General features: G+C 66.5%; 23 protein-coding genes and 4 tRNA genes. 18 read left to right on the top strand and 9 right to left on the bottom strand.

Annotation, left to right across the window (positions count from 1 at the left end; all coding sequences use genetic code 11):
- Positions 1-45: 45 nt before the first annotated feature.
- The 3 genes from ITJ67_RS11520 to ITJ67_RS11510 all read right to left on the bottom strand — a co-directional run bounded on the left by ITJ67_RS11520 (position 46) and on the right by ITJ67_RS11510 (position 1852).
- Complete coding sequence (locus ITJ67_RS11520; protein ID WP_194677690.1) at positions 46-1206, bottom strand: tyrosine-type recombinase/integrase; 1161 nt, start codon at positions 1204-1206, stop codon at positions 46-48.
- Entirely contained in the window at positions 1203-1487 is a 285-nt protein-coding gene (locus ITJ67_RS11515) for a helix-turn-helix transcriptional regulator (protein ID WP_181062923.1), read from the bottom strand. The genes ITJ67_RS11520 and ITJ67_RS11515 overlap by 4 nt, the downstream gene beginning before the upstream one ends.
- 292 nt (positions 1488-1779) lie before the next feature.
- A tRNA-Val gene (locus ITJ67_RS11510) sits at positions 1780-1852 on the bottom strand.
- A gap of 307 nt (positions 1853-2159) precedes the next feature.
- Between ITJ67_RS11510 and ITJ67_RS11505 the strand changes: the two genes are divergently transcribed.
- The 4 genes from ITJ67_RS11505 to ITJ67_RS11490 all read left to right on the top strand — a co-directional run bounded on the left by ITJ67_RS11505 (position 2160) and on the right by ITJ67_RS11490 (position 3441).
- Positions 2160-2231 (top strand) — tRNA-Gly (locus tag ITJ67_RS11505).
- A gap of 64 nt (positions 2232-2295) precedes the next feature.
- A tRNA-Cys gene (locus ITJ67_RS11500) sits at positions 2296-2366 on the top strand.
- Between the two features lie 6 nt (positions 2367-2372).
- Positions 2373-2447 (top strand) — tRNA-Val (locus ITJ67_RS11495).
- Between the two features lie 79 nt (positions 2448-2526).
- Positions 2527-3441 carry a methyltransferase domain-containing protein gene (locus tag ITJ67_RS11490; RefSeq protein WP_416362322.1) on the top strand — a complete coding sequence of 305 codons (915 nt, stop codon included), beginning with the start codon at positions 2527-2529 and terminating at the stop codon, positions 3439-3441.
- 142 nt (positions 3442-3583) lie between these two features.
- Here ITJ67_RS11490 and ITJ67_RS11485 read toward each other — a convergent pair whose 3' ends face one another.
- The 5 genes from ITJ67_RS11485 to ITJ67_RS11465 all read right to left on the bottom strand — a co-directional run bounded on the left by ITJ67_RS11485 (position 3584) and on the right by ITJ67_RS11465 (position 8393).
- Complete coding sequence (locus tag ITJ67_RS11485) at positions 3584-4057, bottom strand: hypothetical protein (RefSeq protein ID WP_160071815.1); 474 nt, start codon at positions 4055-4057, stop codon at positions 3584-3586.
- Between the two features lie 139 nt (positions 4058-4196).
- On the bottom strand, positions 4197-4826 hold the full coding sequence (locus ITJ67_RS11480; protein WP_160071814.1) for a hypothetical protein: 630 nt from the start codon (positions 4824-4826) through the stop codon (positions 4197-4199).
- Positions 4823-6304 carry a nicotinate phosphoribosyltransferase gene (locus tag ITJ67_RS11475; protein WP_228502690.1) on the bottom strand — a complete coding sequence of 494 codons (1482 nt, stop codon included), beginning with the start codon at positions 6302-6304 and terminating at the stop codon, positions 4823-4825. The genes ITJ67_RS11480 and ITJ67_RS11475 overlap by 4 nt, the downstream gene beginning before the upstream one ends.
- Positions 6305-6355: 51 nt before the next feature.
- Complete coding sequence (locus ITJ67_RS11470; RefSeq protein ID WP_194677687.1) at positions 6356-7198, bottom strand: phosphoribosyltransferase family protein; 843 nt, start codon at positions 7196-7198, stop codon at positions 6356-6358.
- Positions 7199-7313: 115 nt separating this feature from the next.
- Positions 7314-8393, bottom strand: a complete 1080-nt coding sequence (locus tag ITJ67_RS11465) for a fatty acid desaturase family protein (RefSeq protein ID WP_236558553.1) — start codon at positions 8391-8393, stop codon at positions 7314-7316.
- A 241-nt stretch (positions 8394-8634) separates the two neighbouring features.
- Here ITJ67_RS11465 and ITJ67_RS11460 point away from each other — a divergent pair, with 241 nt between their 5' ends.
- The 14 genes from ITJ67_RS11460 to ITJ67_RS11400 all read left to right on the top strand — a co-directional run bounded on the left by ITJ67_RS11460 (position 8635) and on the right by ITJ67_RS11400 (position 23651).
- Positions 8635-9051, top strand: a complete 417-nt coding sequence (locus ITJ67_RS11460; RefSeq protein ID WP_160071811.1) for a hypothetical protein — start codon at positions 8635-8637, stop codon at positions 9049-9051.
- 200 nt (positions 9052-9251) lie between these two features.
- On the top strand, positions 9252-11174 hold the full coding sequence (gene thrS, locus ITJ67_RS11455; protein ID WP_194677758.1) for a threonine--tRNA ligase: 1923 nt from the start codon (positions 9252-9254) through the stop codon (positions 11172-11174).
- Entirely contained in the window at positions 11171-11743 is a 573-nt protein-coding gene (locus ITJ67_RS11450; RefSeq protein WP_104241301.1) for an HIT family protein, read from the top strand. Before thrS ends, ITJ67_RS11450 begins: the two co-directional genes overlap by 4 nt.
- Before the next feature lie 118 nt (positions 11744-11861).
- Positions 11862-12779 (top strand): pyridoxal 5'-phosphate synthase lyase subunit PdxS, encoded by a 918-nt coding sequence (gene pdxS / locus ITJ67_RS11445; protein ID WP_104241300.1) that lies wholly within the window; start codon positions 11862-11864, stop codon positions 12777-12779.
- Positions 12780-12786: 7 nt separating this feature from the next.
- Positions 12787-13383: a pyridoxal 5'-phosphate synthase glutaminase subunit PdxT gene (pdxT, locus tag ITJ67_RS11440; protein WP_194677686.1), complete on the top strand. Its 597-nt coding sequence runs from the start codon at positions 12787-12789 to the stop codon at positions 13381-13383.
- 46 nt (positions 13384-13429) lie between these two features.
- Complete coding sequence (locus tag ITJ67_RS11435; protein WP_194677685.1) at positions 13430-14734, top strand: M18 family aminopeptidase; 1305 nt, start codon at positions 13430-13432, stop codon at positions 14732-14734.
- Between the two features lie 128 nt (positions 14735-14862).
- Positions 14863-15627 carry a YebC/PmpR family DNA-binding transcriptional regulator gene (locus ITJ67_RS11430; RefSeq protein WP_104241297.1) on the top strand — a complete coding sequence of 255 codons (765 nt, stop codon included), beginning with the start codon at positions 14863-14865 and terminating at the stop codon, positions 15625-15627.
- Positions 15628-15632: 5 nt separating this feature from the next.
- On the top strand, positions 15633-16259 hold the full coding sequence (gene ruvC / locus ITJ67_RS11425) for a crossover junction endodeoxyribonuclease RuvC (protein ID WP_160071808.1): 627 nt from the start codon (positions 15633-15635) through the stop codon (positions 16257-16259).
- Between the two features lie 4 nt (positions 16260-16263).
- Entirely contained in the window at positions 16264-16887 is a 624-nt protein-coding gene (ruvA, locus tag ITJ67_RS11420) for a Holliday junction branch migration protein RuvA (RefSeq protein ID WP_194677684.1), read from the top strand.
- Positions 16884-17918: a Holliday junction branch migration DNA helicase RuvB gene (gene ruvB / locus ITJ67_RS11415; protein WP_104298771.1), complete on the top strand. Its 1035-nt coding sequence runs from the start codon at positions 16884-16886 to the stop codon at positions 17916-17918. The genes ruvA and ruvB overlap by 4 nt, the downstream gene beginning before the upstream one ends.
- Before the next feature lie 125 nt (positions 17919-18043).
- The gene (yajC, locus tag ITJ67_RS19735) at positions 18044-18439 is read left to right on the top strand and encodes a preprotein translocase subunit YajC (RefSeq protein ID WP_181057836.1); all 396 of its coding nucleotides are present in this window, start codon (positions 18044-18046) and stop codon (positions 18437-18439) included.
- A gap of 58 nt (positions 18440-18497) precedes the next feature.
- Positions 18498-20261, top strand: coding sequence for a protein translocase subunit SecD (gene secD, locus ITJ67_RS11410; RefSeq protein ID WP_228502687.1), 1764 nt, complete (start codon positions 18498-18500; stop codon positions 20259-20261).
- Positions 20261-21331 carry a protein translocase subunit SecF gene (gene secF, locus ITJ67_RS11405; protein ID WP_160071804.1) on the top strand — a complete coding sequence of 357 codons (1071 nt, stop codon included), beginning with the start codon at positions 20261-20263 and terminating at the stop codon, positions 21329-21331. The genes secD and secF overlap by 1 nt, the downstream gene beginning before the upstream one ends.
- A gap of 85 nt (positions 21332-21416) precedes the next feature.
- On the top strand, positions 21417-23651 hold the full coding sequence (locus tag ITJ67_RS11400; protein ID WP_104241291.1) for a RelA/SpoT family protein: 2235 nt from the start codon (positions 21417-21419) through the stop codon (positions 23649-23651).
- Here the strand turns inward: ITJ67_RS11400 and ITJ67_RS11395 are convergent.
- The gene (locus ITJ67_RS11395) at positions 23638-24213 is read right to left on the bottom strand and encodes a hypothetical protein (RefSeq protein WP_194677683.1); all 576 of its coding nucleotides are present in this window, start codon (positions 24211-24213) and stop codon (positions 23638-23640) included. The two genes, ITJ67_RS11400 and ITJ67_RS11395, sit on opposite strands and share 14 nt — an antisense overlap.
- Positions 24214-24218 lie beyond the last annotated feature (5 nt).

Genomic DNA, 24218 nt, shown 5'->3' with positions numbered 1-24218 from the left:
CTCCATCTATGCGGGCATGCCCCTTCGACTGCCCACCCGGCCGAGCTATCCCTTCGAGAGGAGTTCGAGCGCGGCGGCCGAGAGTTGGACGCGAGCCCGCATCTCTACCGGTTCAACAGCCTCGGCGTGGACACGCTCGACCGATGCACGGTGCGCGGCGAGTCGCTCGAGTGCGATTTGATCGCTGGCGCCGCCGAGATAGTGGCTGTAGATGTTCATGGTCACCGTGGCGCTGCTGTGCCCGAGCCAGCTGGAGACGGTGGCGACATCGATCCCTGCCGAGAGCCAACGGGTTGCAGCGGTGTGGCGGAGATCATGGATGCGGAAGCCGATGCCGAGTGTCTTCCAGTCGAGGAAGCGTTTGAAATTGGTGCCGTTGAGTCGCCCGCCGACACGGGATGTGAAGATCAGAGCGTCGGATGTCTTGCCACTGATGTGACGCTCGATGATGTCCCGCGCCCGCGGTGAAAGAGGTACTCGACGCACCCGACCGCTCTTCGTTGACTTCGGCTCGTAGCCGTCTGAGGCGCTACTGGACACGGTGATGTATGGCCTGGGGATCGCTTCGTAGCGTGAAACTCGGAGGTCAGCCAGTTCGCCCCAGCGCAGGCCGGTCTCGAGGAAGAACTCGAGGATCTCAGCGTACGGTCCATGCCTTTTCGCAGCGCCAGCCACGACGGACGCGCTCTGCTCGTAGGTCATGGCCCTGATCGGTTCCGGGGATGTCGCGACGGCCGTGGCCACGGACGTTTTCGAGATCGGATCGGCACCCACGAGTTCCTGCGAGATCGCCCAGGTGAACACGGATTTCACTGCCGTTCGCCACCGAACGACGCTGGAACGTTGGTAGCCGGCGGCGAGGAGCTCGTCGTACCACTGGGCGATCATGGGGGAGGTGATGCGGCCGATCGGCAGTTTCGCCAACCGCTCTGGAAAGTAGGTCTCCGTCGCGAAACGGATCGCGTCGAGCGATTGCGGGTTCATGACACCATCTTTCGCCTCGAGGAACGCGACGGCGACGGTCGCGAACTTCGTCCGACCCTTGACCGGCTTGATGAATGTCTGCTCCCGCAGCGCGATCTTCTGCGTCACCTCCCATTCGCGAGCCTGGCTCTGCTGGTTGGGCTCGAAGACCTTCGAAGCGACCTCGACCCCGCCCGTGTAGATCCGAACTCGATGCTTGCCGTTCCCGAGCGTCGTGATCATGCTGCGCTCTCGTTGGAACCGGATAGGAACGTCTTGAGCCAAGCTCGGACTTCTGATTCGAAGAACCGGATCTGCTTACCCATCTTGAGCGGGTTCTTCGGGCCCTTCCCTTCTGAGTTGAAGTGGTAGAGCGTGCTCTTAGGGAGGCCAGTGAGTTCGGCCAGATCCTCCATCGAGTAGAGGCGACCGAGGGGTGCCCCGGCACCGAGCTCGACCGGCTGAGGGGCGCCAGCGACCTTGCGGCTGCGGGTGGACGTGGACGATGCGTTCTGAGTGCTCATGTCACTCCCTATGCGCGAACTCGCGAGGAAGAGCGAAGAAGGGCGCCCGGACCGTTGCGGACCGTGCCGGTCAAGACCGGCATTCCACCGGCACGCGCCACGAGAGAGCCCCGCCCGCTGCGCCGAGGCGACACCGTTCCGTTGCGGACCGTTGCTTGTGCTTGCCGATCCCACCACAAGCACCGCACCCGGTGGCTCCACCGGCATTTGACCGGCATTTGTCGCCATCTGGGTAGCAAAAACCCCCGAAGCAGAAAGAGCGAATGTCTTCCTGACCGGGGGTTTCTCGCGGTGGGTGATGCGGGACTCGAACCCACGACCTCTTCCGTGTGAAGGAAGCGCGCTACCAACTGCGCCAATCACCCGCGACGAGGACTAATCATGCCACAGATTCGGGCTGTGGATGATCACCCACGCGCGCGAGGGTGTTGCGTGTTGCTACTCCGGCAGGCTCTGACCCGCACGGCAAGCTCGCGACGCCTTACGACGGCGTTCGCCCATCGTGCAAGCAGCGGGAGAGCGGTGCAGCTGCGCAGGCGCAATCGCGACCTGCCGACCTGACCAGGACTTTCCTCGAATTACACCGGTGGATTTTGTATCGCGGCCCGAGTTCCTATAGAGTCATTCTCGCGCTGGTCAAGCCGGAACGGAAGTTCCCGAGACAAGCGCAATGCGGATGTGGCGCAGTGGTAGCGCATCACCTTGCCAAGGTGAGGGTCGCGAGTTCGAATCTCGTCATCCGCTCGAGTGTGACTCAGTCTCGTGGTAAACACCAGGAGGAGTTTGCACGGGTTTCAACCCACAACACGGTGACGTGGCCGAGAGGCGAGGCAGCGGCCTGCAAAGCCGTCCACACGGGTTCGAATCCCGTCGTCACCTCGCAATGGGCGATTGGCGCAGCGGTAGCGCGCTTCCCTGACACGGAAGAGGTCACTGGTTCGATCCCAGTATCGCCCACCATTGAGGAGAAGGCCCCTGAGAAATCAGGGGCCTTCTTCGCGTCTCGTCGAAGTCCTGATCGGAAGGCGTGAGGCCCGTGATGAATCCCGAACACGCAGCGACCCGGGTGCTCTCGGCGGCCGGCACCAGCACTGCCCGCCCCGAACTCGAGGAACGCTACTTCCGCCGCATGGCTGCCGCCGTGGACGAGAAAACTCAGCTCACGGACTGGCTGCGCGGCGGCCGGGTCCTCGACATCGGTGCCGGGGGAGGAGAGCTCGCGGCGAGAATCGCAGTGCTCCCTGACATCGAAGAGACCGTCGCACTCGACGACTCCGCCGATGCGATCGCGCATCTCGAGCAGATGCCCGGCATCACGGTGCTCTCAGGCTCCGCGGACCAACTGGAGGTGCTCGGCCTGCGCGATCTGGACGGCATCGTGATGAGCTCGGTCCTGCACGAGATCGCGTCGTACGGCCCGAACGGGCCGGAGAACGGGCGTCAGACCATCGCGGCGAATCTCGCGATCATCGCCGAGGCGCTCAGCCCAGGCGGGGTTCTCGTCATCCGCGACTTCGTGACACCCGCTCGACCGGATCGCCTGACGACGCTCGTCACCCCCGGCCACGACGGCGACGAGCTCCTCAGCGCCTACCTCGACCGCGTTCCCCTCCTCGAGCTGAGGCGCCTCGAGAGCCTCGGCCAGCATCGCTTCGCCGGCACAGCTCGCGTGGTGACGGAGGCGCTGCTGACCGTGAACTGGGGCGCAGAGTCGCTGCCGCGCGAGACGCAGGAGCAGTACTGTCAGTTCGAGCTGGACGAGCTGGTCGACGTCGTCGAAGCGCTTGGTGCCGGCCTGACGCCGGTGCACCGGGAGGCCTGGGTGCAGCCCGGGTACCGACAGCACCTGGCCGCCTGGTCCGTGCTCGAGCAGGACGGCACCCCGTGGTTCCCGGAGACGAAAGCCATCTGGGTCTTCGAGAAGGCGGCCTCGCAAATCCCGCCAAACGCCTGATCGTCGCCACGGTGGCGGAGTCCGCCCGGCGCGAGCCAGCGACCCCCAGTCTCGTGGGGTGCGCAGTCGCTGCCGGACAGAGAAGCGCCCCGTCGTCCGCAGCGAAGGCTGCAGTCGAGGGGCGCCTCGTGGCTGCGTCGCGTCAGCTGGTGCAGAGCGTGTTGAGCTCATTCCCAGAGGTCTGCATCTCCGCGGTTGCAGTGCTCAGCTCTTCAGCCACCGAGGTGTCCTGGTCGATGAGCACCTTCTGCATCAGGTCGCGCACGGTCACGAAGTCCTCGTGGACAGCCGTGGTGGCTGTCTTGACCTCGTCATTGGAGACCGACTCGGCGGCGTCGCCGATACCGTCGACTGTCTCGCTGAACGCGTCGATCGTGGTCTGCGGGTCCGAAGTGGTCGAGGTGATGTCGATCTCAGACAGGGCCGTCGAGGCCGCCTGCATCTTGGTCTGCACGACGGCGCAGGCATCTGCAACCGACTGGTCGCTCGTGGTGCTCTCGGCCGCCGTGCCGGAGTCTGCCGTGCCGCCGGGCTCCGAAGCGGGTGACCCCGAGCAGGCGCTGAGGCCGAGCATGGCGGCTGCGGCGATGGTCAATACGGCGATACGGCGGTTCATGGGGGTCCCTTCGACAGCGATGGCCCGAGCCTTCTGCTCGTCCGACTCTCGCCAGCCGAGGAGGACAGCGCGGACAGGCCGTGATTCGAAACGGGGGAGTTCTCCCCACCAGCGGACGAACAGCGGTCACAGCCGAACCTCAGCTGTTCCACTCCCAGACTGTGGTCCGACCTCGGAGCTTCACCCCAGTGGTGTCAGTGGTGACACGCACGACTCCCGTCCCCTCCAGCCACCGGCGGAAGTTCGGTCGGTCGAAGGGCTCCGCATCGAGCGCTGCCCCGAGCGCCAGAGCCATCCCTGAGGTGAACTTCTCGCCGAGCAGGGCTCGGGTGACGGCCCAGTCGCGCCAGACGATCTCACCGAGCCGCACACGGGCCGCTTCGACGATCTGCGCGTGGTCGAAGGGAAGGTGGGGCGCACTGTCGAGCGGATGCCAGCGCAGCTCCCCGTCGCCCGCCTCCGCGCGCAGGAAGACGAGGCTGGCGAGCGAGATGGTGGCACTGCGCGGGTCGCGCATCGTGCCATCGAACCAGCCGAGCTGGCGCGTCAGCCGCACATCATCGTCCGGTATCCCAGCCTTCGTCCGCATTGCACGCAGCACGGGGCCAGCCCCGTGCTCCCCGGACAGCAGCAGCACGCCGGGGATGGCCTCCACGCCGGCGTGTGGCGCGTTCTCGCGCACCGCGACGCCGAACTCCAGCCGCTCGTCGCGATAGCGCACAGCGAGTGCATCCATCGCGACGAGCGGCTGGTCGTAGGACTCGGTCAACGCAGCACCGTCTGCTTCGCGAGCACCGCCCGAACCTCGGGGAACGTCTGCCGCCGCACGAAGGAGCCATCCTCCCAGATGGGCTGCAGCAGGGACTCCGCCTCCTCAGCAGGCGTGGCCCGCTCTATCAGGCGCATGCGGCCATCGGCGTCGGTCACCACCGCCAGGCGGCCCGTCGCGCTCTTCTTCGTTCCGCTGTCAGTCACAGGGTCCTTCCGGATGTCGACTCCGCGACCGTCGACCTGAATCCACGTCGCCTTGATCGCCGACATGAACGTGTCTCTGGTCTGGTATTGATATCCGAAGCTTCCCATGCCGAAGACGACGTTTCCAGAAGCGAAGCCCTTCGCGGCCAGCCGCTCGGTGATCAGCACCGCCCGCTCGCGGGTGATGGAGTCACCGTAGATGGCCCCGATGTGGGGGTCGAGCTCCTTGTAGCCAGCCGCATTCACCGTTCCGCCGAACGTGTCCCAGAGCAGTTCGATGACACCCTTCCGCTCGGCCGGACCGGCATCCGGAGCACCCTCCTCCACCCCGCAGAGGATGTCGACGGGGTTCCCGGAGTCTGGCCGGATGACGAGCTTCCCGTCCCGAGCAAGGACCTCTTCTCGGAGTGCCGGCAGGTACTCGGTGAGCACTCGCCAGAGATCGAAGGTGTCGGAGACGACGGAGACGATGCCGCTCGGGTAGAGGCCGAGCAGCCCCTCGAAGAGCTCACGCTCGCCGACCGTCGCGATACCCGCACACATGACCGAGTGCTCCGTGGCTGGCACGCTGCCGGCGACGAAGGCTCCGCCGTAGTGACGCTCGATCCAGTCGATGGAGACGAGTGAATCGGTGCCGGTGAAGCTGAGCAGGTGCGCGGCGCCGCTCATCGCGGCGGTCTCGTTGGAGGACATGCCTCGGTAGGAGAAGTCGTGGCCCTGCCAGTCGACAGCCGCCAGGGGTGTCCCCGTTCTCGTCGCCGCTATCTCGAGCGTCTCGCGCATCGCCTTGGCGATCGTCGCGGTCGTCGACGCCTGCCAGATCTCCGCGCTCAGCACCGTCTCGATGTAGTTGGTGAGCCAGAAGAAGTCGGGGTGCGTGTTCTCGATCGTGAAGCTCGGAACACGGAGCGGTACTGCTGTGCCCTCCGGCACGGCACAGAACCGCAGGGGGAGGAAGCCGAGGCGGTGCAGCGCGCGGATGTGGGCGCTGCCGATCGTGTTCGGCCCGAGGATGCTCGCGAGACGGGCCTCATAGGCCTGGCAGACCTGATCCTCGTCGGCGGCGAAGAAGACGCGGAAGCTGTCCGCGTATCGCTCGAGGAACGCCTGGAGTCCGAAGTGCACGACCGCGCCGATGTCCGGAATGCGGGAACCGCGGTTGGTGTAGTTGGAGTAGACGCCGGTGACGTCGCCGGCAAGGCCGTACTGCTGGAGGTGGCCGAGCTTGTAGGCATCGGTCTGGAAGAGGGGAGCAACAGATGTGTAGTCCATGGTCATTCCTTTCGGGGGAGCTTGTGGCGTCGAGGTCGCGTCGGCCGCGACTCAGTACTCGACGTAGGGGGCGAGGATGTTCCGGATCGAGAGCACCTTGGTCGCGACGCCCTCGCGTGCGGAGCCGGGGTGCGAGTCGGTGGTGATGATCTCGCCGAAGTGCTGTCGGAGGGCGGGGGCATCACCCGAGAAGACCCCATGGCTCACGTAGAGCGTCAGGCGCTCCTTCGGCAGTCGGGTGGCTTCTGCCAAGCCCCTGAAGGTGCCGCCCCCGTCACAGATGTCGTCGACGACGAGGAGGCGCCCGTCACGGGGGAGAGCCTCGCAGCTGAAGCCGGAGAGCTTCCCGGTCTCGAAGTCACGGTGCTTCTCGGCGCGGAAGAGAGGGAGGTGCAGCGCGGACGCGGCGGCCTGCGCTCGGCCGACGGCACCTGCATCCGGTGCGAGGACACCGACGTAGTCGTGTGCTGATCCGGCGCGTCCGATCGTCGCTCGCCGCACGTAGGGGGCCGAGCCGACAACCTTGACGTTGTCGATCAGGCCGGGAGCGACCGAGGAATGGGGGTCGAAGACGATCACCTGGTCGAGTCCGAAGCTGTTGATCAGCTCGGCGTAGACCTTGGCGCCGAAGGGCATGCCTCGGTCGGCACGTGCCGCCGGGAGGTAGGGGAGGACTGCAATCGCGCGCTGGCCGAGCTGGTGCGCGTAGTCGGCCCAGAGCCCGAGGGTGATGAGGTCACTCGGATCGGCGCCCGTGACGGTGGCGTAGGCGGGCTTCTCGTCGAGATCCGCGGGGACGACGAGGGTGATCTCGCCTCCGGGAAATCGCAGGATTCGGATGGCGCTTGTGGCCTTCCAGCCGGAAGGCATCTGTGCTTGGAAGTGGATGCTCATGCGTCGACTGTATCAGCTATTCGTAGATTTACGAATAGCTCTCGTCGGGAGATGCAGGCAACACGCAGAAAGGCCCACCCGGATAAACCGGATGGGCCTCTGCGCACGTGTCAGGTCAGACGCGGCGGAACTGATTGACGAGCGGGCAGTCGAAGGGGTCGCGAGCCTGGAGGCCGACCCTGTTGAGGTAGTCGATCACGATGCCGTAGGACTTGATCAGCGTCGTCTCGGTGTACGGGACCTCGAGGTTCTGGCAGTGCTCACGAATGATCTCGCGAGCCCTGGCGAGGTGCGGGCGGGGCATGCTCGGGAAGAGGTGGTGCTCGACCTGGTAGTTGAGGCCACCCATGAGCGCGCTCGCCCACCAGCCACCGCTGACGTTGCGCGAGGTGAGGACCTGCTTGCTGAAGAAGTCCATCTTCACGTCGGCGGGGATGATCGGCATGCCCTTGTGGTTCGGGGCGAACGATGCGCCCATGTAGACGCCGAAGACGGCCATCTGGACGGCGATGAAGGCGAACGCCATGCCGAGGGGGAGCAGCCAGAAGATGGCCCCGAGGTAGATCGCGAAGCGAACCGTGATCATCGTGAACTCGACCCAGCGTCCCTTGATGGGCTGGCGAGTGAAGAGGGACTTGATCGAGCGGAAGTGCAGGTTGTAGCCCTCGAAGGTGAGCAGCGGGAAGAACAGGTAGCCCTGCTTCCGCGTGATCAGTGCAAGAAGGCCGGTCTGCTTCCGAGCATCCTCCTCCGTGAAGGAGATCGTGTCGAAGTCGATGTCGGGGTCTTTGCCCATCTTGTTCGGGTTCACGTGGTGCTTCGTGTGCTTCGTCATCCACCAGCTGTAGCTCATGCCGACGACGCCAGCAGCGAGGAAGCGACCGAGGCGGTCGTTGCCTGGGCCGGACTCGAGCACCTGTCGGTGCGAGGCCTCGTGGGCGATGAAGGCGAATTGGGTGAAGATGACGCCGAGGGCGGCAGCGATGAGCAGCTGGAACCAGCTGTCGCCGAGCAGGATGAACCCGGTGATGGCTCCGCCCAGTGCGAGGATGAGACCAGCGGCCAGCATCCCGTAGAACCAGCGAGTGCGCTTGAGCAGGCCCATCTCGCGGATGACCTTCGACACGGCGCTGTAGCTCTGTGTTACGGACTTCGCTCCCGGGGTGCGGGGCTTGGTGGTGCGGATCCGGCCGATGCCCTGGGGGAGCGCAGAAGATGAAGTCGTAATGTGAGGATCCCCTCGGTCGGCAACCTTTGGTTGTTTCGTTCGCCAAAGGCAGTGCGCCGATCGCTGACTTCAGGCTAGCGGGAGGAGCTGCTTTGTTGGCTGTGTATCTGTGCGAGTCGTCACCCAGCGTCTTCACACGCGATGTATCGCGATAGCGCGTATCTTGATGCAATCACGGATCGCGCCGGTCGGCGCACTTGGAGGAATCATGGCTTCGACGGGCAGCGGCGCAGGCGACAGCACGGGTTCAGCTAGGGGCGAGCGGATGCGTGAGTCTGCGAACTCGGGCGCGCGAGTCCAGGCCGTGCATACGGGCCTGAAGAAGGTCGTGACCGGACGAGAGAGCGTCATCAAGAATCAGGCAGTGAAGCTCGCCGAGAAGCTCGACGTCAAGACCGAGGGCCGACACCACCAGAAGATCCGCCTGGCGCTCCTCGCCCTGAACAGCCTGGTCGACACGCTCGGCAAGGATGGCAAGGCCGAGTCGGAATCCAAGGCCTCAGCCGGCGCCGGCGACGCGAAGTCGGCAAGCGGAGGCCCCCGCCCCTCGGCGACACCCTCCGATTCTGACGCACCCGAGGACATCGGCACGTTCACGCCCCGCGAAGGGCGTCGGAAGAAGTAGGCGTCCCGCTCCTCAGGGAGCGGGTTCTCTGCGCCGAGCGGAGGCAGTCGCGCGATAAAGTGGTCGCTTGTTCATGCCTAACGACAAGGAGCATCGTGACCAGCGATCCCGTTGACCTCGAAACCGAAACCCGCCCGCACGAGAACGGCGGCGCGACGACCACCGGATTCGAGCTCTTCACAGACCGCTCCGTCGTCGCGATGAAGCTCGACGGTGTGCTCGTCGACCTCGCCACGGCGGTGCCGGACGGGGCGATCGCAGAACCAGTGACGATCGACAGCGCCGACGGGCTCAACATCCTCCGCCACTCGGCCGCCCACGTCATCGCGCAGGCCGTGCAGAAGATCAACCCAGATGCACGGCTCGGTATCGGCCCGCCCATCACCGACGGCTTCTACTACGACTTCGACGTCGAGACCCCCTTCACGCCGGAAGACCTCAAGGCCATCGAGAAGGAAGCCCAGCGCATCCAGCGACAGGGGCAGCGCTTCGTTCGCCGGGTCGTGACCGACGATGAGGCACGGGCCGAACTCGCCGACGAGCCCTACAAGCTCGAACTGATCGGGCTCAAGGGCAGCGGCGCGAACGCCGACAACGAATCGGTCGAGGTGGGCGCTGGTGAGCTCACGATCTACGACAACGTCGACGCGAAGACAGGAGAGGTCTACTGGAAGGACCTCTGCCGGGGGCCGCACATTCCCTCGACCCGGATGCTCAGCAACGGCTTCTCGATCCTTCGCTCGGCGGCCGCCTACTGGCGCGGGTCCGAGAAGAACCCGCAGCTCCAGCGCATCTACGGAACGGCCTGGCCGACGAAGGACGAGCTGCGGGCCTATAAGGAGCGCATCGAGGAGGCCATGAAGCGCGACCACCGGCGCCTCGGCCGCGAACTCGACCTGTTCAGCTTCCCGGACGAGCTCGGCTCCGGGCTCCCGGTGTTCCACCCCAGGGGTGGGATCATCAAGCTCGAGATGGAAGAGCACTCGCGAAAGCGCCACGTGCAGGAGGGGTACAGCTTCGTCTCGACCCCGCACATCACGAAGGGGCGTCTCTACGAGATCTCCGGGCACCTCGACTGGTACCGAGACGGCATGTATCCGCCGATGCGTATCGACGAGGAAGTGGATGAGGCGGGCAACGTCACCAAGCAGGGCCAGGACTACTACCTGAAGCCAATGAACTGCCCGATGCACAACCTGATCTACAACCAGGGCGCGCACTCCTACCGTGAGCTGCCACTGCGCATGTTCGAGTTCGGCACGGTCTACCGCATGGAGAAGTCCGGCGTCGTGCACGGCCTGACCCGCGCACGCGGCTTCACCCAGGACGACGCCCACATCTACTGCACGCGCGACCAGATGCGGGACGAGCTGACCCGCACCCTCAAGTTCGTCCTCTCGCTGCTCAAGGACTACGGCCTCGACGACTTCTACCTCGAGCTGTCGACGAAGAACCCCGAGAAGTTCGTCGGCGACGACGCAACCTGGGAGGAAGCGACGCGCACGCTCGAGGAGGTGGCCACCGAGTCCGGACTCGACCTGGTCCCCGATCCGGGCGGAGCCGCGTTCTACGGCCCGAAGATCTCCGTGCAGGCGCGCGACGCGATCGGCCGCACCTGGCAGATGTCGACCATCCAGCTCGACTTCAACCTGCCAGAGCTCTTCGACATGGAGTACGCGGCTCCGGATGGCACGCGCCAGCGTCCCGTCATGATCCACCGGGCCCTCTTCGGCTCGATCGAGCGCTTCTTCGGCGTGCTCGTCGAGCACTACGCCGGCGCCTTCCCGGTCTGGCTCTCGCCCGTGCAGCTCGTCGCCATCCCGGTTGCCGAGCAGTACGGCGACTACCTTCAGGGCATCGTCGACGAGCTGCGCTCCCACGGCGTGCGAGCCGAGCTCGACGCGTCCGACGACCGCATGCCGAAGAAGATCCGCAACCACACGAAGGCGAAGGTGCCGTTCCAGCTCATCGCTGGCGAGGATGACCGCGCCGCGAAGACGGTGTCCTTCCGCTTCCGCGATGGAACCCAGCGCAACGGCGTTCCGATCGAGGACGCGATCCGTCTCGTCCGCGGCGCCGTCGACGAGCACCTGCTCGTGAACACGGCAGAAGACCTGGCATGAGCGCGCTCGGGTTCCCCGAAGGCGAGCTCGACGGCCTCGATATCGAGCGCTCGGCTGACTTCGCCGGGGTGCCCGACTCCTTCCAGCGGCTCTGGACGCCGCACCGGATGGCCTACATCCAGGATGGCCAGGACCCAGCTCAGGATGCCTGCCCGTTCTGCGTCGGGCCCACGATGGACGACGAGAAGTCGCTCATCGTGGCCCGGGGCGAGCACGCGTTCGTGGTCATGAACCTCTATCCGTACAACTCCGGTCACCTGCTCGTGTGCCCGTACCGGCACGTGGCGATGTACGACGAGGCCTCCGAGGCCGAGGTGCTCGAGATCGCGCATCTGACGCAGACAGCGATGCGCGTGCTCCGCGCCGTCTCGAACGTCGACGGCTTCAACATCGGGATGAACCAGGGACGCCTGGCCGGAGCTGGCATCGCCGGTCACCTGCATCAGCACATCGTGCCGCGCTGGCAGTTCGACGCCAACTTCTTCCCGATCATCGCGAAGACGAAGGCGTTCCCATCGCTGCTCGGCGAGACCCGCCAAGCCCTCGCCGACGCCTGGCCGAAGGCCTGACGGACCGCGATTCGATTGGGCAGTCGCCCAATCAAGCCAGGACGCACGCGCGTCTACACTTGAGCCAATTCACCTCCGAACCGCCATGCACTCTCTGCACGCGGAAAGTAAGGACATCATGAGCGAAAGCACTGCACCCCTCGTCGCCGCCGACGGGACCGTAGGCTCCAACCGGGTCAAGCGCGGCCTCGCGGAGATGCTCAAGGGCGGCGTGATCATGGACGTCGTCACCGCAGAGCAGGCGCGCATCGCCGAAGATGCCGGCGCTGTCGCCGTCATGGCCCTCGAGCGCGTCCCGGCCGACATCCGCGCGCAGGGCGGCGTCGCCCGCATGAGCGACCCCGACCTCATCGAGAGCATCATCGCCGAGGTCTCCATCCCCGTCATGGCGAAGGCTCGCATCGGGCACTTCGTCGAGGCGCAGGTGCTTCAGGCGCTCGACGTCGACTACATCGACGAGTCCGAGGTGCTGAGCCCCGCCGACTACGTCAACCACATCGACAAGTGGCAGTTCACGACGCCGTTCGTCTGCGGTGCCACGAACCTCGGTGAGGCGCTGCGCCGCATCAACGAGGGCGCCGCCATGATCCGCTCGAAGGGCGAGGCCGGCACGGGCGACGTGTCAGAGGCGACCAAGCACATCCGCAAGATCCGCGGCGAGGTCGCCGCCCTCACCTCCATGACCCGCGACGAGCTCTACGTCGCCGCGAAGGAGCTCCAGGCTCCCTACGAGCTCGTGCGCGAGATCGCCGAGACCGGCAAGCTGCCCGTCGTGCTGTTCACCGCGGGTGGCGTCGCGACCCCGGCCGACGCCGCGATGATGATGCAGCTCGGTGCAGACGGTGTCTTCGTCGGCTCCGGCATCTTCAAGTCGGGCAACCCGGCCCAGCGCGCCGCCGCCATCGTGAAGGCGACCACCGCGTTCGACGACCCTGCCGTGATCGCTGCCGCATCGCGCGGACTCGGGGAAGCCATGGTCGGCATCAACGTCTCCGACCTCGCGGCCCCGCACCGTCTCGCTGAGCGCGGCTGGTAGCGAGGCGTTGGCGACTCCCGTAGTCGGCGTCCTCGCCTTGCAGGGCGACGTCCGTGAGCACCAGCAGGTGCTCACGGACCTCGGCGCCGAGGTGGTGCTCGTGCGGACCCCGGCGCAGCTCGAGGCTGTCTCGGGACTCGTGATCCCCGGAGGCGAATCGAGCGTCATCGACAAGCTGTCTCGGATCTTCGACATCGCTCAGCCCATCCGGGAGCGAATCGCAGCAGGGATGCCGGTGTTCGGCACGTGCGCCGGCCTGATCATGCTCGCCGACACCGTCGTCGACGCGATCAGGGGGCAGCAGAGCTTCGGCGGCCTCGATGTGTCGGTGCGGCGGAACGCCTTCGGCTCCCAGAACCAGTCGTTCGAGACGCAGATCGAGGTTCCGGAGCTGGGCGGGCCGGCCGTGCACGCCACCTTCATCCGCGGACCCGTCGTGGATGCCGTCGGGAGCCGTGCTCGCGTCATCGCGGCTCTCCCGGACGGTCGAGTGGTCGCAGTCGCGCAGGGCAACCTCCTCGGGACGTCGTTCCACCCCGAGATGAACGGCGAGACCCGGTTCCACAGGTACTTCCTCGACCGGGTCGCCGAGCACGCCGGCTGAACGACGCCACGCACCGACCGATTCGACAGAGAACCAGGAGCAGAACATGGCGAGACGCCGTCCGAGCAAGGCAGCCAGGAGCAAGCAGGTCAGCGAGTCCCTCGCGGCCTTCATCCGCGACGCCCCTTCTTCGTATCACGCGGCGGCTGAGGTCGCCAGGCGGCTCGAGGACGCCGGCTTCACGTCACTCGACGAGCGCGACGAGTGGCCCGAGGAGGCCGGTGGCTACGTCGTCGTCCGCGACGGCGCGGTCATCGCGTGGCGAGTGCCGGAGTCCACCTCGCCGACCACGCCGTTCGCGATCGTCGGAGCGCACACCGACTCGCCTGGGTTCAAGCTCAAGCCGACCCCCGAGTCGACATCGCAGGGCTGGCAGCGCCTCGAGGTCGAGGTCTACGGCGGGCCACTGCTGAACTCCTGGCTCGACCGCGAGCTGCGCGTCGCGGGCCGTCTCGCCCTCGCTGACGGCACCACCGTGCTCGCCGCCTCGGGACCCATCGCGCGCATCCCGCAGCTCGCGATCCATCTCGACCGGGGCGTCAACGAACGCGGACTCGTCCTCGACCCGCAGCGCCACACCCACCCCGTCCTCGGTCTCGAGGCAGCGGGAGGCGTCGTGGCGGCGCTCGCATCCGACGCCGGGGTCGACCCGGATTCGATCACGGGCTTCGACCTCTTCCTCGCAGATGCCCAGGACGCCCAGCTCTTCGGACACGGCGAGGCGCTGTTCGCCGGGGCACGCCTCGACAACCTCGTCAGCGTCCACGCCGCGACGACGGCACTCGTCGAGACCGTGCCGAGCGGCGTGATCCCCGTCATCGCGGCCTTCGACCACGAAGAGGTGGGTTCCGCAAGCCGTTCCGGCGCGGCCGGCCCGTTCCTTGGCGACGTGCTCGCGCGCATCCAGGAGGGCCTCGGCGCGGGGCCCGCCCAGCAGCGGCGCGCACTCGCCGCCTCGTGGCTCGTCTCGAGCGACCTGGGCCACAGCGTCCACCCGAACTACCCGGAGAAGCACGACGACGAGACCCGGCCCATCGCGGGCCGGGGGACGCTCCTCAAGCTGAACGCGAACCTGCGCTACGCGACGGATGCGCGCGGAAGCGCACTCTGGACCGGCGTCTGCCAGAACGCGGGCGTGGCCGTGCAGGCCTTCGTGTCGAGCAACTCGCTCCCGTGCGGTTCGACGATCGGCCCGATCGCGTCCACAGAGCTCGGCATCTCGACCGTCGACGTCGGCATCCCCATCCTCTCCATGCACTCGGCCCGCGAGCTGGCAGCGATCGCCGACATCGAGGCCCTCGAACGCGCACTTGCTGTGTTCCTCGCGGGTGCTTGGCCGGAGCACGCGTAAACTAGACGAAGAGACCGCTCGCCGACGGCGACCAGTGGCGTCCACCTCTCGGGCCACGGTGTCAGCGTGCATACGACCAGCAGCAGGCGCCCACCGCAGGTGAGACGCGCGAGAACAACGGAGAACAGATGTCCGGACATTCCAAGTGGGCGACGACCAAGCACAAGAAGGCCATCATCGACTCGCGTCGCGCGAAGTCGTTCGCCAAGCTCATCAAGAACATCGAGGTCGCGGCGAAGATCGGCGGCGCCGACATCGCTGGCAACCCCACGCTTGCTGACGCCATCCAGAAGGCGAAGAAGACCAGTGTCCCGATCGACAACATCAATCGCGCCGTCAAGCGAGGCGCGGGCCTCACAGGCGAGTCGATCGATTACACGACGATCATGTACGAGGGCTACGGCCCCGGTGGTATCGCGCTGCTCATCGAGTGTCTGACCGACAACAAGAACCGCGCTGCGGCCGAGGTGCGCACGGCCATGAGCCGCAACGGCGGCAACATGGCGGACCCGGGTTCCGTTGCGTTCAACTTCGAGCGCAAGGGCGTCATCGTCGTGCCTCATGAGGAGACCCCCACCGAGGACGACGTGCTCGAGGTCGTCCTCGACGCCGGCGCCGAGGAGGTCATCGACCACGGGCACGTGTTCGAGATCCGCACGGAGGCCAGCGAGATGGTCGGCGCGCGCACGGCCCTGCAGGCCGCGGGCATCGACTACGACTCCGCCGACGCCGAGTTCGTGCCGAACGTCAAGGTCGAGGCCGACGCCGACACCGCTCGCAAGGTGTTCCGCCTCATCGACGCACTCGAGGACAGCGACGACGTGCAGAACATCTTCACGAACATCGACGTCTCCGCCGAGGTGCAGCAGCAGCTCTCCGAAGACGACGAGTAGTCCGAGTGCCGCGGCGAATCCTGGGCATCGACCCCGGCCTCACGCGCTGCGGCCTCGGCATCGTCGACGCGCACGGCCGACAGCGTGTCGAGTTCGTGCACGTCTCGGTGGTCACCTCAGCTCCCGGAGATGAGCTGCAGCGGCGCCTCCGACTCCTCGCAGACGGCATCGAGGCCGTGCTCGACGAGTTCAAGCCGGATGCCATCGCCCTGGAGCGCGTCTTCGCCCAGCAGAACCTGCCGAGCGTCATGGGGGTCGCCCAGATCTCCGGAGTGATCCTCGTCGCAGCGGAACGTCGAGGCATCGCAGCTGTCCTGCACACCCCGTCGGAGGTCAAAGCCGCCGTCACCGGCTACGGCTCAGCCGAGAAGAAGCAGGTCGGCACGATGGTGCAGCGCATCCTCCGACTCGACGACATCCCCAAACCGGCCGACGCCGCCGACGCGTTGGCGCTCGCTATCTGCTCGGCATGGAAATCCCCGCTCGACGCGCTCAAGCCCGCGGGGCGCCAGACGCCAGCGCAGCGAGCCGTCGCGTCAGCCGGGCGGCCCTCGGACGCGCCGACAACCGCGCAGAGCGCGTGGCTCGCCGCCGAGCGTGCCGCGAAATCTCGCGGCCGCCGCGTACGGTAGACCGGTGATTGCTTCCCTCCGCGGCCAGGTGCTGTACCGGACCGCCACAACGGTCACGATCGAGGCCGCGGGTGTCGGCTACCAGGTCTTCGTGACCCCAGCCCATGCCATGCAGCTCCGCCTCGACACCGAGGTGCTGCTGCGCACGCACCTCGTCGTCCGCGAAGACGCCTGGACCCTGTACGGGTTCCAGCGACCCGAGGAGCTCGAGATCTTCGAGCACCTCATCACGGTCACCGGAGTCGGCCCCAAGTCCGCGCTCGGCGTGCTCGCGCATCTCGAGCCGGAGCAGGTCGCCCGCGCGGTCGGTGAAGAGGATGTCAAGGCCTTCACGGCAGTGAGCGGCATCGGCCCCAAGACCGCGAAGCTCATCATCCTCTCGCTCGCGGGCAAGATCGCGCTCGCGCCTGCACCGGGCACGACCACGGGGGAGCCTTCTTCCGACAGCGGGGCCGCAGCGGTGCGCCGCGACGTCGTCGAAGCGCTGCTCGGCCTCGGCTACGCAGAACGGCAGGCTGCGCCTGCGGTCGAGGACGCCGCCAAGGCCCTCGAGGGCGAAGACCAGGACGTCGCGAAGCTGCTGCGGGCCACCCTCAAGCTGCTCGGGCCAGCTGGGAGCCGGTCGTGACCGACGCCTCGCACATCCCGGAAGCACCCGAGTCCGAGGCGGAGATCGCCTTCGAGGGAGCCCTCAGACCGGCGAACCTCGCCGAGTTCGTCGGCCAGGCGAAGGTGCGGGTGCAGTTGGAGCTGCTCCTCAAGGCCGCCGCCCTGCAGAGTCGCACCCCCGACCACATCCTGCTCGCGGGCCCCCCAGGCCTCGGAAAGACGACGCTTGCTCTCATCGTCGCCGAGGAGACGGGGCAGCCCATTCGGCTCACGAGCGGTCCGGCGCTGCAGCACGCGGGCGACCTTGCGGCCGTGCTCTCCAGCCTGGTGCCGGGTGAGCTGCTGTTCATCGACGAGATCCACCGCATGGCGCGCACGGCCGAGGAGATGCTGTACCTCGCCATGGAGGACTACCGCATCGACATCATGGTCGGCAAGGGTGCAGGCGCCACGAGCGTTCCGCTCGAGCTGGCCCCGTTCACCGTCATCGGCGCCACCACCCGAGCGGGCCTCCTCCCGAACCCACTTCGCGACCGCTTCGGCTTCACCGCTCACCTCGAGTTCTACGAGGACGCCGAGCTGGAACGTGTCCTCGCCCGTGCGGCCCGCCTGCTCGATCTCCGCGTCGACGATGCGGCCCTCGCCGAGATCGCGACCCGCAGCAGGGGTACACCGCGAATCGCGAACCGACTCCTCCGGCGAGTGCGCGACTACGCCCTGGTCCACGAGACCGACGCCAACGAGCAGGCCGTGCAGCACGCACTCCTGGTCTACGACGTGGATGCGCTTGGCCTCGACCGCCTCGACCGCGCCGTCCTGCAGGCGCTCATCGATCGCTTCGCCGGGGGACCGGTCGGCGTGAGATCGCTGGCCGTCTCCGTCGGCGAGGAGGCGGAAACCGTCGAGAGCGTGGTCGAGCCCTTCCTCGTCCGTACCGGCCTGGTCACCCGCACGCAGAGGGGCCGCGTCGCGACGCAGCAGGCCTACGCGCATCTCGGCCGCACCCTTCCTGGCGGGGGAGCACCCCAGCGGTCAGCTCTCGACATCTAGGAACCACCATCAACCCTCCAGCTCTTGCTGAGCGACAACCGGACGACCGCGACGTACACTAGATGCGTTTGCCGTCGTTCCGGGCGTGCATAGTCGTAGTACGGACTGCCAGAAAGGCACCCACAATGGATCTCACGCTTCTCCTTCCCCTCGTCCTCCTCGGCGTCATGATCTTCTTCATGTGGCGCAGCAACAAGAAGAGGTCTCAGCAGCAGCAGGAGATGCGCAGCAGCGCGGTCATCGGCGCGGATGTCATGACGCAGAGCGGCGTCTACGGCACGATCGTCGACATCGACGAGGAGAACAACATCACGACGATCGAGTCGGAGCCGGGCACCCGTCTGCGCGTCCACTCGATGACCGTCGCGAACATCCTCACGCCGGCTGTTCCGGACGATGCTTCCGCGCTCTCCGAGCACGAGGCCGTCGAAGAGCGTCCCGAGCTCGAGGCCGAGGCAGAGTCCGAGCGCCGCGACAGCGACAACGGCTCCGAGTCCGGACCGAACATCAACAAGGCGTAGGCGACTCCCTCACCTCTCACGCACGGGCCTCGTCTTGAGGTCAGAAGGCAGAACTCTCTTGGCGAAGTCGACAACGTCATCGGCGCGTCGTGGTCGGGGTGCTGGCATCGTCCAGCGCGCCTGGCGCACGCTTACGTGGCTCTTGATCCTCATCCTTGCCCTCGTGGGCCTCAACTGGCTGGCCGTCGCCACGCAGGGCGGTCAGTGGACGCCTCGCCTCGCGCTCGACCTCGAGGGTGGCACCCAGGTCGTCCTCGCGGCGCAGCTGCCGGAGGGCCAGGCAGACCCGTCGTCCGAGCAGATGCAGCAGGCGGTCTCGATCATCCGCCAGCGCATCGATGCGTCCGGCGTCTCGGAGGCGGAGATCACCACCCAGGGCGGACGGAACATCGTCGTCTCCGTCCCAGGTGAGATGGACCAGCTCACGCGAGACCGCATCGAGAACTCGGCCAAGCTCGAGTTCCGTGCCGTGCTCGTTGCCGACCAGGCCGCGAACAGCCAGGCCATCCCGGCTGACCAGCTACCGGAGGAGCTCTCGACGACGCCCACAGCGGAGCCGACGAACGCGAGCGACATCAACTGGGTCACCGAGCAGATGTACGTCGACTTCCTGCAGTTCAACTGCGCCGACCTCGCACCCGCTGCCGACATCGACCCGACCCAGCCGCTCATCACCTGTGACGACTCCGGGACGGAGAAGTACGTCCTGGGGCCGGTAGAGGTGACCGGTGAGCGCATTGCCGACGCCACCAGCGGCCTCACCACCACGAGCACCGGCGCGACCACCAACCAGTGGGCCGTGAATATCGAGTTCGATGCACAGGGCACGCAGGAGTTCGCTGCCGTGACCGAGCGGCTCGTCGGGTTGACGGAGAACCAGAACCGCTTCGCCGTCACGCTCGACAACCAGGTCATCGTGGCTCCGACCACCAACGCGGCGATCACCGACGGCAAGCCGCAGATCTCCGGAAACTTCAACGAGGAGAGCGCCAAGGCCCTCGCGGACCAGCTCAAGTTCGGTGCGCTGCCCTTCAACTTCGTCGCGCAGTCGACCTCCACGATCTCGGCGACCCTGGGCAGCTCGCAGCTCGTGAACGGCCTCATCGCCGGTCTCATCGGCCTCGCGGCCGTCGTCGTCTACTCGTTGTTCCAATACCGGACGCTCGGACTCGTGACGGTGGCTTCGCTGGTGATCGCTGCGGCCCTGACCTACATCGTCGTCACGTATCTCTCCAACCAGGAGGGGTACAGGCTCTCGCTGGCGGGTGTCGCGGGCCTCATCGTCGCCATCGGCATCACGGCAGACTCGTTCATCGTCTACTTCGAGCGCATCAAGGATGAGCTGAGAGACGGCAAGGGGCTGGTCTCGGCCGTCGAAGGCGGCTGGACACGCGCCATCAGAACGATCCTCGCATCGGACGCCGTCAACTTCCTCGTCGCCATCGTGCTGCTGTTCGTGGCCGTCGGCAACGTGCGCGGCTTCGCGCTGACACTCGGCATCACGACGATCATCGACATCATCGTGGTCACCCTCTTCACCCACCCCCTCATGCGCCTGCTCGCTCGGACCCCGTTCTTCGCGGACGGACACCCCGCCTCCGGCCTCGATCCCAGATCTCTTGGCGCGGTGTACCGCGGGCGCGGCACGTTCCGCACCCCGGAGCAGAAGAAGCGCGGCGCAACACGCGAGGCTGAGCGACGACAGACGCTCGCCGAGCGCAAGGCAGAAGCCGCCAAGAAGGCCGGTGGCGATGACCTCGTGGCGGCCGGGTCGGCCAATGCCGATCAGACGTCGACCACGAGCAATGGGGAGAAGGCCTGATGAGCAAGTTCCAGACCCTGGGCAACGATCTGTACACGGGGGAGCGCTCGTTCAACTTCGTCGGCAGGCGGAAGATCTGGTTCTCCATCGCGGGAATCGCGGTGCTCATCTCGATCCTCGTGCCGATCCTCCGCGGAGGCCTCGAGCTCGGCATCGAGTTCACCGGTGGCTCCGAGTTCCTGGTCTCGCAGCCGGCGACCGACGAGCAGGAGCCGGCCATCGCGGCCGCCGCCGAGTTCACGGCAACCCCCGCGAAGGTCGCCGTCCTCGGCGACGGCGGAATCCGCGTGCAGACCGACGCCCTCTCCGAGGACGCCAACACGGAGCTGCGTGCGCAGCTCGCGGAGGCGTACTCCGTGCCTGTCGAGGACGTCAACCTCTCCACGATCGGTCCATCGTGGGGGCAGGACATCACCCGTCAGATGGTGATCGGACTCGGCGTATTCGTGGCGATCGCCGCCATCCTCATGTCGCTGTACTTCCGCACCTGGAAGATGTCGATCGCGGCACTCGTCGCCCTCGCCCACGACCTCGTCGTGACAGCCGGCGTCTACGCCGTCACCGGCGTCGAGGTCACCCCCGCGGCCGTGATCGGCTTCCTCACCATCCTCGGCTACTCCCTCTACGACACCGTCGTGGTCTTCGACAAGATCCGTGAGAACGCCGAGGACTACAACGCGGAATCCTCCCGGACCTTCGGCGAGCTCGTGAACCTGGCCATCAACCAGACCCTCGTGCGCTCGATCAACACCTCGGTCGTGGCACTGCTCCCGGTCGGAGCGATCCTGTTCATCGGCGCCTTCCTGATGGGCGCAGGCACGCTGCGGGACATCGCCCTCGCACTGTTCATCGGAATCTTCGTCGGAGCGCTCTCGACGATCTTCGTCGCGGGCCCGCTGTACGCGGGGCTGCGTTCACGCGAACCGGAGATCGCGCGCACGGACAAGCGCATCCTCGCGGCTCGCGCACGCACGCTCAAGGAGCGCGACGAGGCCGATGCGGATGCCGAAGACGACGAAGAGGCAGCCGCCTCGGAGTCCGAGCCGGCACCCAGGGCCTCCGCGTCCTGAGGACACCCCGCACGGTGATAACTTGTCATCACCCTGGTCCGCGTACCCACGCAGGCCAGGGTGATGATGCATATGGAGGTGCTGCATGAGTGAGGTCTCCTCGTTGCGCTGGCGAATGCCGCGAATGTTCGCGAAGCAGCCGGTGCACGTCCTCGAGCCGATTCTCAAGTCGCTCAGGAAGCACGACCCTCGAGCGAACACGGCACTCGTGCAGCGAGCCTACGAGGTGGCGAAGGACGCGCACGAGGGGCAGTTCCGCCGCAGCGGCGAGCCCTACATCACGCACCCGGTCGCCGTCGCCAAGATCCTCGCCGATCTCGGCATCGGCTCGATCACCGTGGCCGCCGCGCTCCTCCACGACACCGTCGAAGACACCGACTACACGCTCGACGAGCTTCGATCCGACTTCGGCGACGAGATCGCGATGCTCGTCGACGGCGTGACGAAGCTCGACAAGGTCAAGTACGGCGACAACGCGCAGGCAGAGACCGTGCGCAAGATGGTCGTGGCGATGTCGAAGGACATCCGTGTCCTCGTCATCAAGCTCGCCGACCGCCTGCACAACGCTCGAACGTGGGGCTTCATGTCCCCGGAGAAGGCGAAGAGCAAGGCCAAGGAGACGCTGGAGATCTACGCGCCCCTCGCGCACCGCATGGGCATCCAGGCGATGAAGAACGAGCTCGAGGATCTCTCCTTCGCCGTCATCAATCCCAAGATCTACTCCGAGATCAAGAATCTCGTCGCCCACAGGCAGCCCGAGCGCGAGAAGTACGTGCAGCGGGTCATCGCCGAAGTGCAGTCGGACCTCCGGCAGCTGAAGATGCGGGGCGACGTCTACGGGCGCCCCAAGGAGCTGTATTCGATCTACCAGAAGATGATCGTGCGGGGCCGCGACTTCGACGAGATCTACGACCTCACGGCCATCCGCCTCATCGTCGACTCGGTGCGCGACTGCTACGGCGTCCTCGGTGCCATCCACGCCAGGTGGACGCCCATGCCGGGGCGCTTCAAGGACTACATCGCGACGCCGAAGTTCAACCTCTACCAGTCGCTCCACACCACGGTGATCGGACCGGACGGCAAACCCGTCGAGATCCAGATCCGCACGATCGAGATGCACCGGCGGGCAGAGTTCGGCGTCGCGGCACACTGGATGTACAAGCAGAACGCCCAGTCCGGCAAGCAGGACAAGGCTGACGAGACCCGCACCGAGATGGCGTGGCTCAAGCACCTGAGCGACTGGCAGCAGGAGACCACCGACCCCGGAGAGTTCCTCGACTCCCTGCGCTTCGACCTCGGCGCGAAAGAGGTCTACGTCTTCACGCCCCAGGGCAAGGTCATCGGATTGAGCGCGGGTGCCACACCCGTCGACTTCGCGTACTCGATCCACACCGACGTCGGTCACCGGACCATGGGCGCGAAGGTCAACGGGCGCCTTCTGCCCCTCGACTCGAAGCTGCAGAACGGCGATGTCGTCGAGGTCTTCACCTCCAAGAACCCGGATGCCGGGCCGAAGCAGGACTGGCTGACCTTCGTCGCCAGCGCCCGAGCCAAGAACAAGATCAGGCAGTGGTTCTCGAAGGAGCGCCGAGACGAGGCCATCGAGCAGGGGAAGGACTCCGTCGCCAAGGCGCTGCGGAAGGCCGGTCTCCCGCTCAACAAAGACCACGTCCAAGAAGCGTTCTCCTCGGTCGCCTCGAACCTCCGCTACCTGGACGTGACCGCCCTCTACGCCGCAGTCGGCGACGGGCACGTCTCGACGCAGTCGGTCATGGAGAAGCTGCAGGCCGCCCTCCGCCAGGAGCAGGACGTCCCCGCCGCGGATGAAGCGCCGCAGTTCACCCCCGGCACGACGATCCCGACCACGAGCGACTCCGGCGTCCTCGTCCGGGGTGCACCGGACATCCTCGTCAAGGTCGCGAAGTGCTGCACCCCCGTGCCCGGTGACGACATCCTCGGCTTCGTCACGCGCGGCCAGGGCGTCTCCGTGCACCGCGCGGACTGCAACAACGTCGCCAGCCTCCGGCGCGAGCCCGAGCGCATGATCGAGGTCCAGTGGGCCCCCAGCTCCTCGAGCGTCTTCCTCGTGAACATCCAGGTGGAGGCGCTTGATCGCTCCGGACTGCTCAGCGACGTGACTCGCGTGCTGAGCGAGCACCACGTCAACATCCTGTCCGCAACCGTGCACACCTCGAAGGCTCGCCTCGCCATCAGCAAGTTCTCGTTCCAGATGGGCGACACGACGCACCTCGACCGTGTGCTCAACGCCGTCCGCAGGATCGACGGTGTCTACGACGTGTACCGGGTCAAGACGCAGTAACGCTCGCAGAGCGCGCCAGTGTCGCGCGGTGCCTCGCGAGGGAGACGAATGGTCTCCGGTGGCTGGGATAGTCAGCGAGGAGCTCCACCGGGTCCCTGGCGAGCAGCTGCACCGCGTGGTCGATCGACACCTGGCTGCTCTCCGGGTCATACAGGAGATCCAGGAGCGCGAGATCGGCTCCGACGACCCGGACCCCACCGACGAGCACGACAGCCTCCTCCGGCGGAGCAGTGGATCTGTACCTCACACCCGCCCGTTGCCGCCTCGGCGGTCGCGCACCACGCGGAGATGCCAGGGTGACCTGCTGCGGCGGACGGCCGCCCGCATGCACCCAGATCGCCGACGCGCCACCCACAGCGCAGCTGCCGGTCACGAGACGCGCGAGCGTCGAAGCCCGGTGCTCCGCCGTGAGCTGCCCAGCAATGGAGGCGTATCCCACGGCACACGCGTGCCCGAAACGGAAGATCTCACCGTCCCGCTCCATGACCTGGAGCTCGGCGAAGGGCAGAAGACGAAGTGGGGCAGGATGCACGCTCGCATCCTGCCCCACTTCACGGCTCACACGGC

This window comes from Pseudoclavibacter sp. VKM Ac-2867, assembly GCF_015351275.1.
Lineage (GTDB): Bacteria > Actinomycetota > Actinomycetes > Actinomycetales > Microbacteriaceae > Pseudoclavibacter.
Note: the sequence above shows the minus strand (reverse complement) of the source record. Positions and strands in the feature narration are given on the sequence as shown.

Excerpts from the sequence above, each read along its gene's own strand:
- ITJ67_RS11430 (WP_104241297.1), top strand. The coding sequence starts at position 14,863 with ATGTCCGGACATTCCAAGTGGGCGACGACCAAGCACAAGAAGGCCATC.
- ITJ67_RS11515 (WP_181062923.1), bottom strand. The coding sequence starts at position 1,487 with ATGAGCACTCAGAACGCATCGTCCACGTCCACCCGCAGCCGCAAGGTC.
- yajC (WP_181057836.1), top strand. The coding sequence starts at position 18,044 with ATGGATCTCACGCTTCTCCTTCCCCTCGTCCTCCTCGGCGTCATGATC.
- pdxS (WP_104241300.1), top strand. The coding sequence starts at position 11,862 with ATGAGCGAAAGCACTGCACCCCTCGTCGCCGCCGACGGGACCGTAGGC.
- ITJ67_RS11435 (WP_194677685.1), top strand. The coding sequence starts at position 13,430 with ATGGCGAGACGCCGTCCGAGCAAGGCAGCCAGGAGCAAGCAGGTCAGC.
- ITJ67_RS11460 (WP_160071811.1), top strand. The coding sequence starts at position 8,635 with ATGGCTTCGACGGGCAGCGGCGCAGGCGACAGCACGGGTTCAGCTAGG.
- secF (WP_160071804.1), top strand. The coding sequence starts at position 20,261 with ATGAGCAAGTTCCAGACCCTGGGCAACGATCTGTACACGGGGGAGCGC.
- ITJ67_RS11490 (WP_416362322.1), top strand. The coding sequence starts at position 2,527 with ATGAATCCCGAACACGCAGCGACCCGGGTGCTCTCGGCGGCCGGCACC.
- ITJ67_RS11450 (WP_104241301.1), top strand. The coding sequence starts at position 11,171 with ATGAGCGCGCTCGGGTTCCCCGAAGGCGAGCTCGACGGCCTCGATATC.
- ITJ67_RS11400 (WP_104241291.1), top strand. The coding sequence starts at position 21,417 with ATGAGTGAGGTCTCCTCGTTGCGCTGGCGAATGCCGCGAATGTTCGCG.
- ITJ67_RS11485 (WP_160071815.1), bottom strand. The coding sequence starts at position 4,057 with ATGAACCGCCGTATCGCCGTATTGACCATCGCCGCAGCCGCCATGCTC.
- thrS (WP_194677758.1), top strand. The coding sequence starts at position 9,252 with ATGAAGCTCGACGGTGTGCTCGTCGACCTCGCCACGGCGGTGCCGGAC.
- ITJ67_RS11520 (WP_194677690.1), bottom strand. The coding sequence starts at position 1,206 with ATGATCACGACGCTCGGGAACGGCAAGCATCGAGTTCGGATCTACACG.
- ITJ67_RS11470 (WP_194677687.1), bottom strand. The coding sequence starts at position 7,198 with ATGAGCATCCACTTCCAAGCACAGATGCCTTCCGGCTGGAAGGCCACA.
- ITJ67_RS11475 (WP_228502690.1), bottom strand. The coding sequence starts at position 6,304 with ATGGACTACACATCTGTTGCTCCCCTCTTCCAGACCGATGCCTACAAG.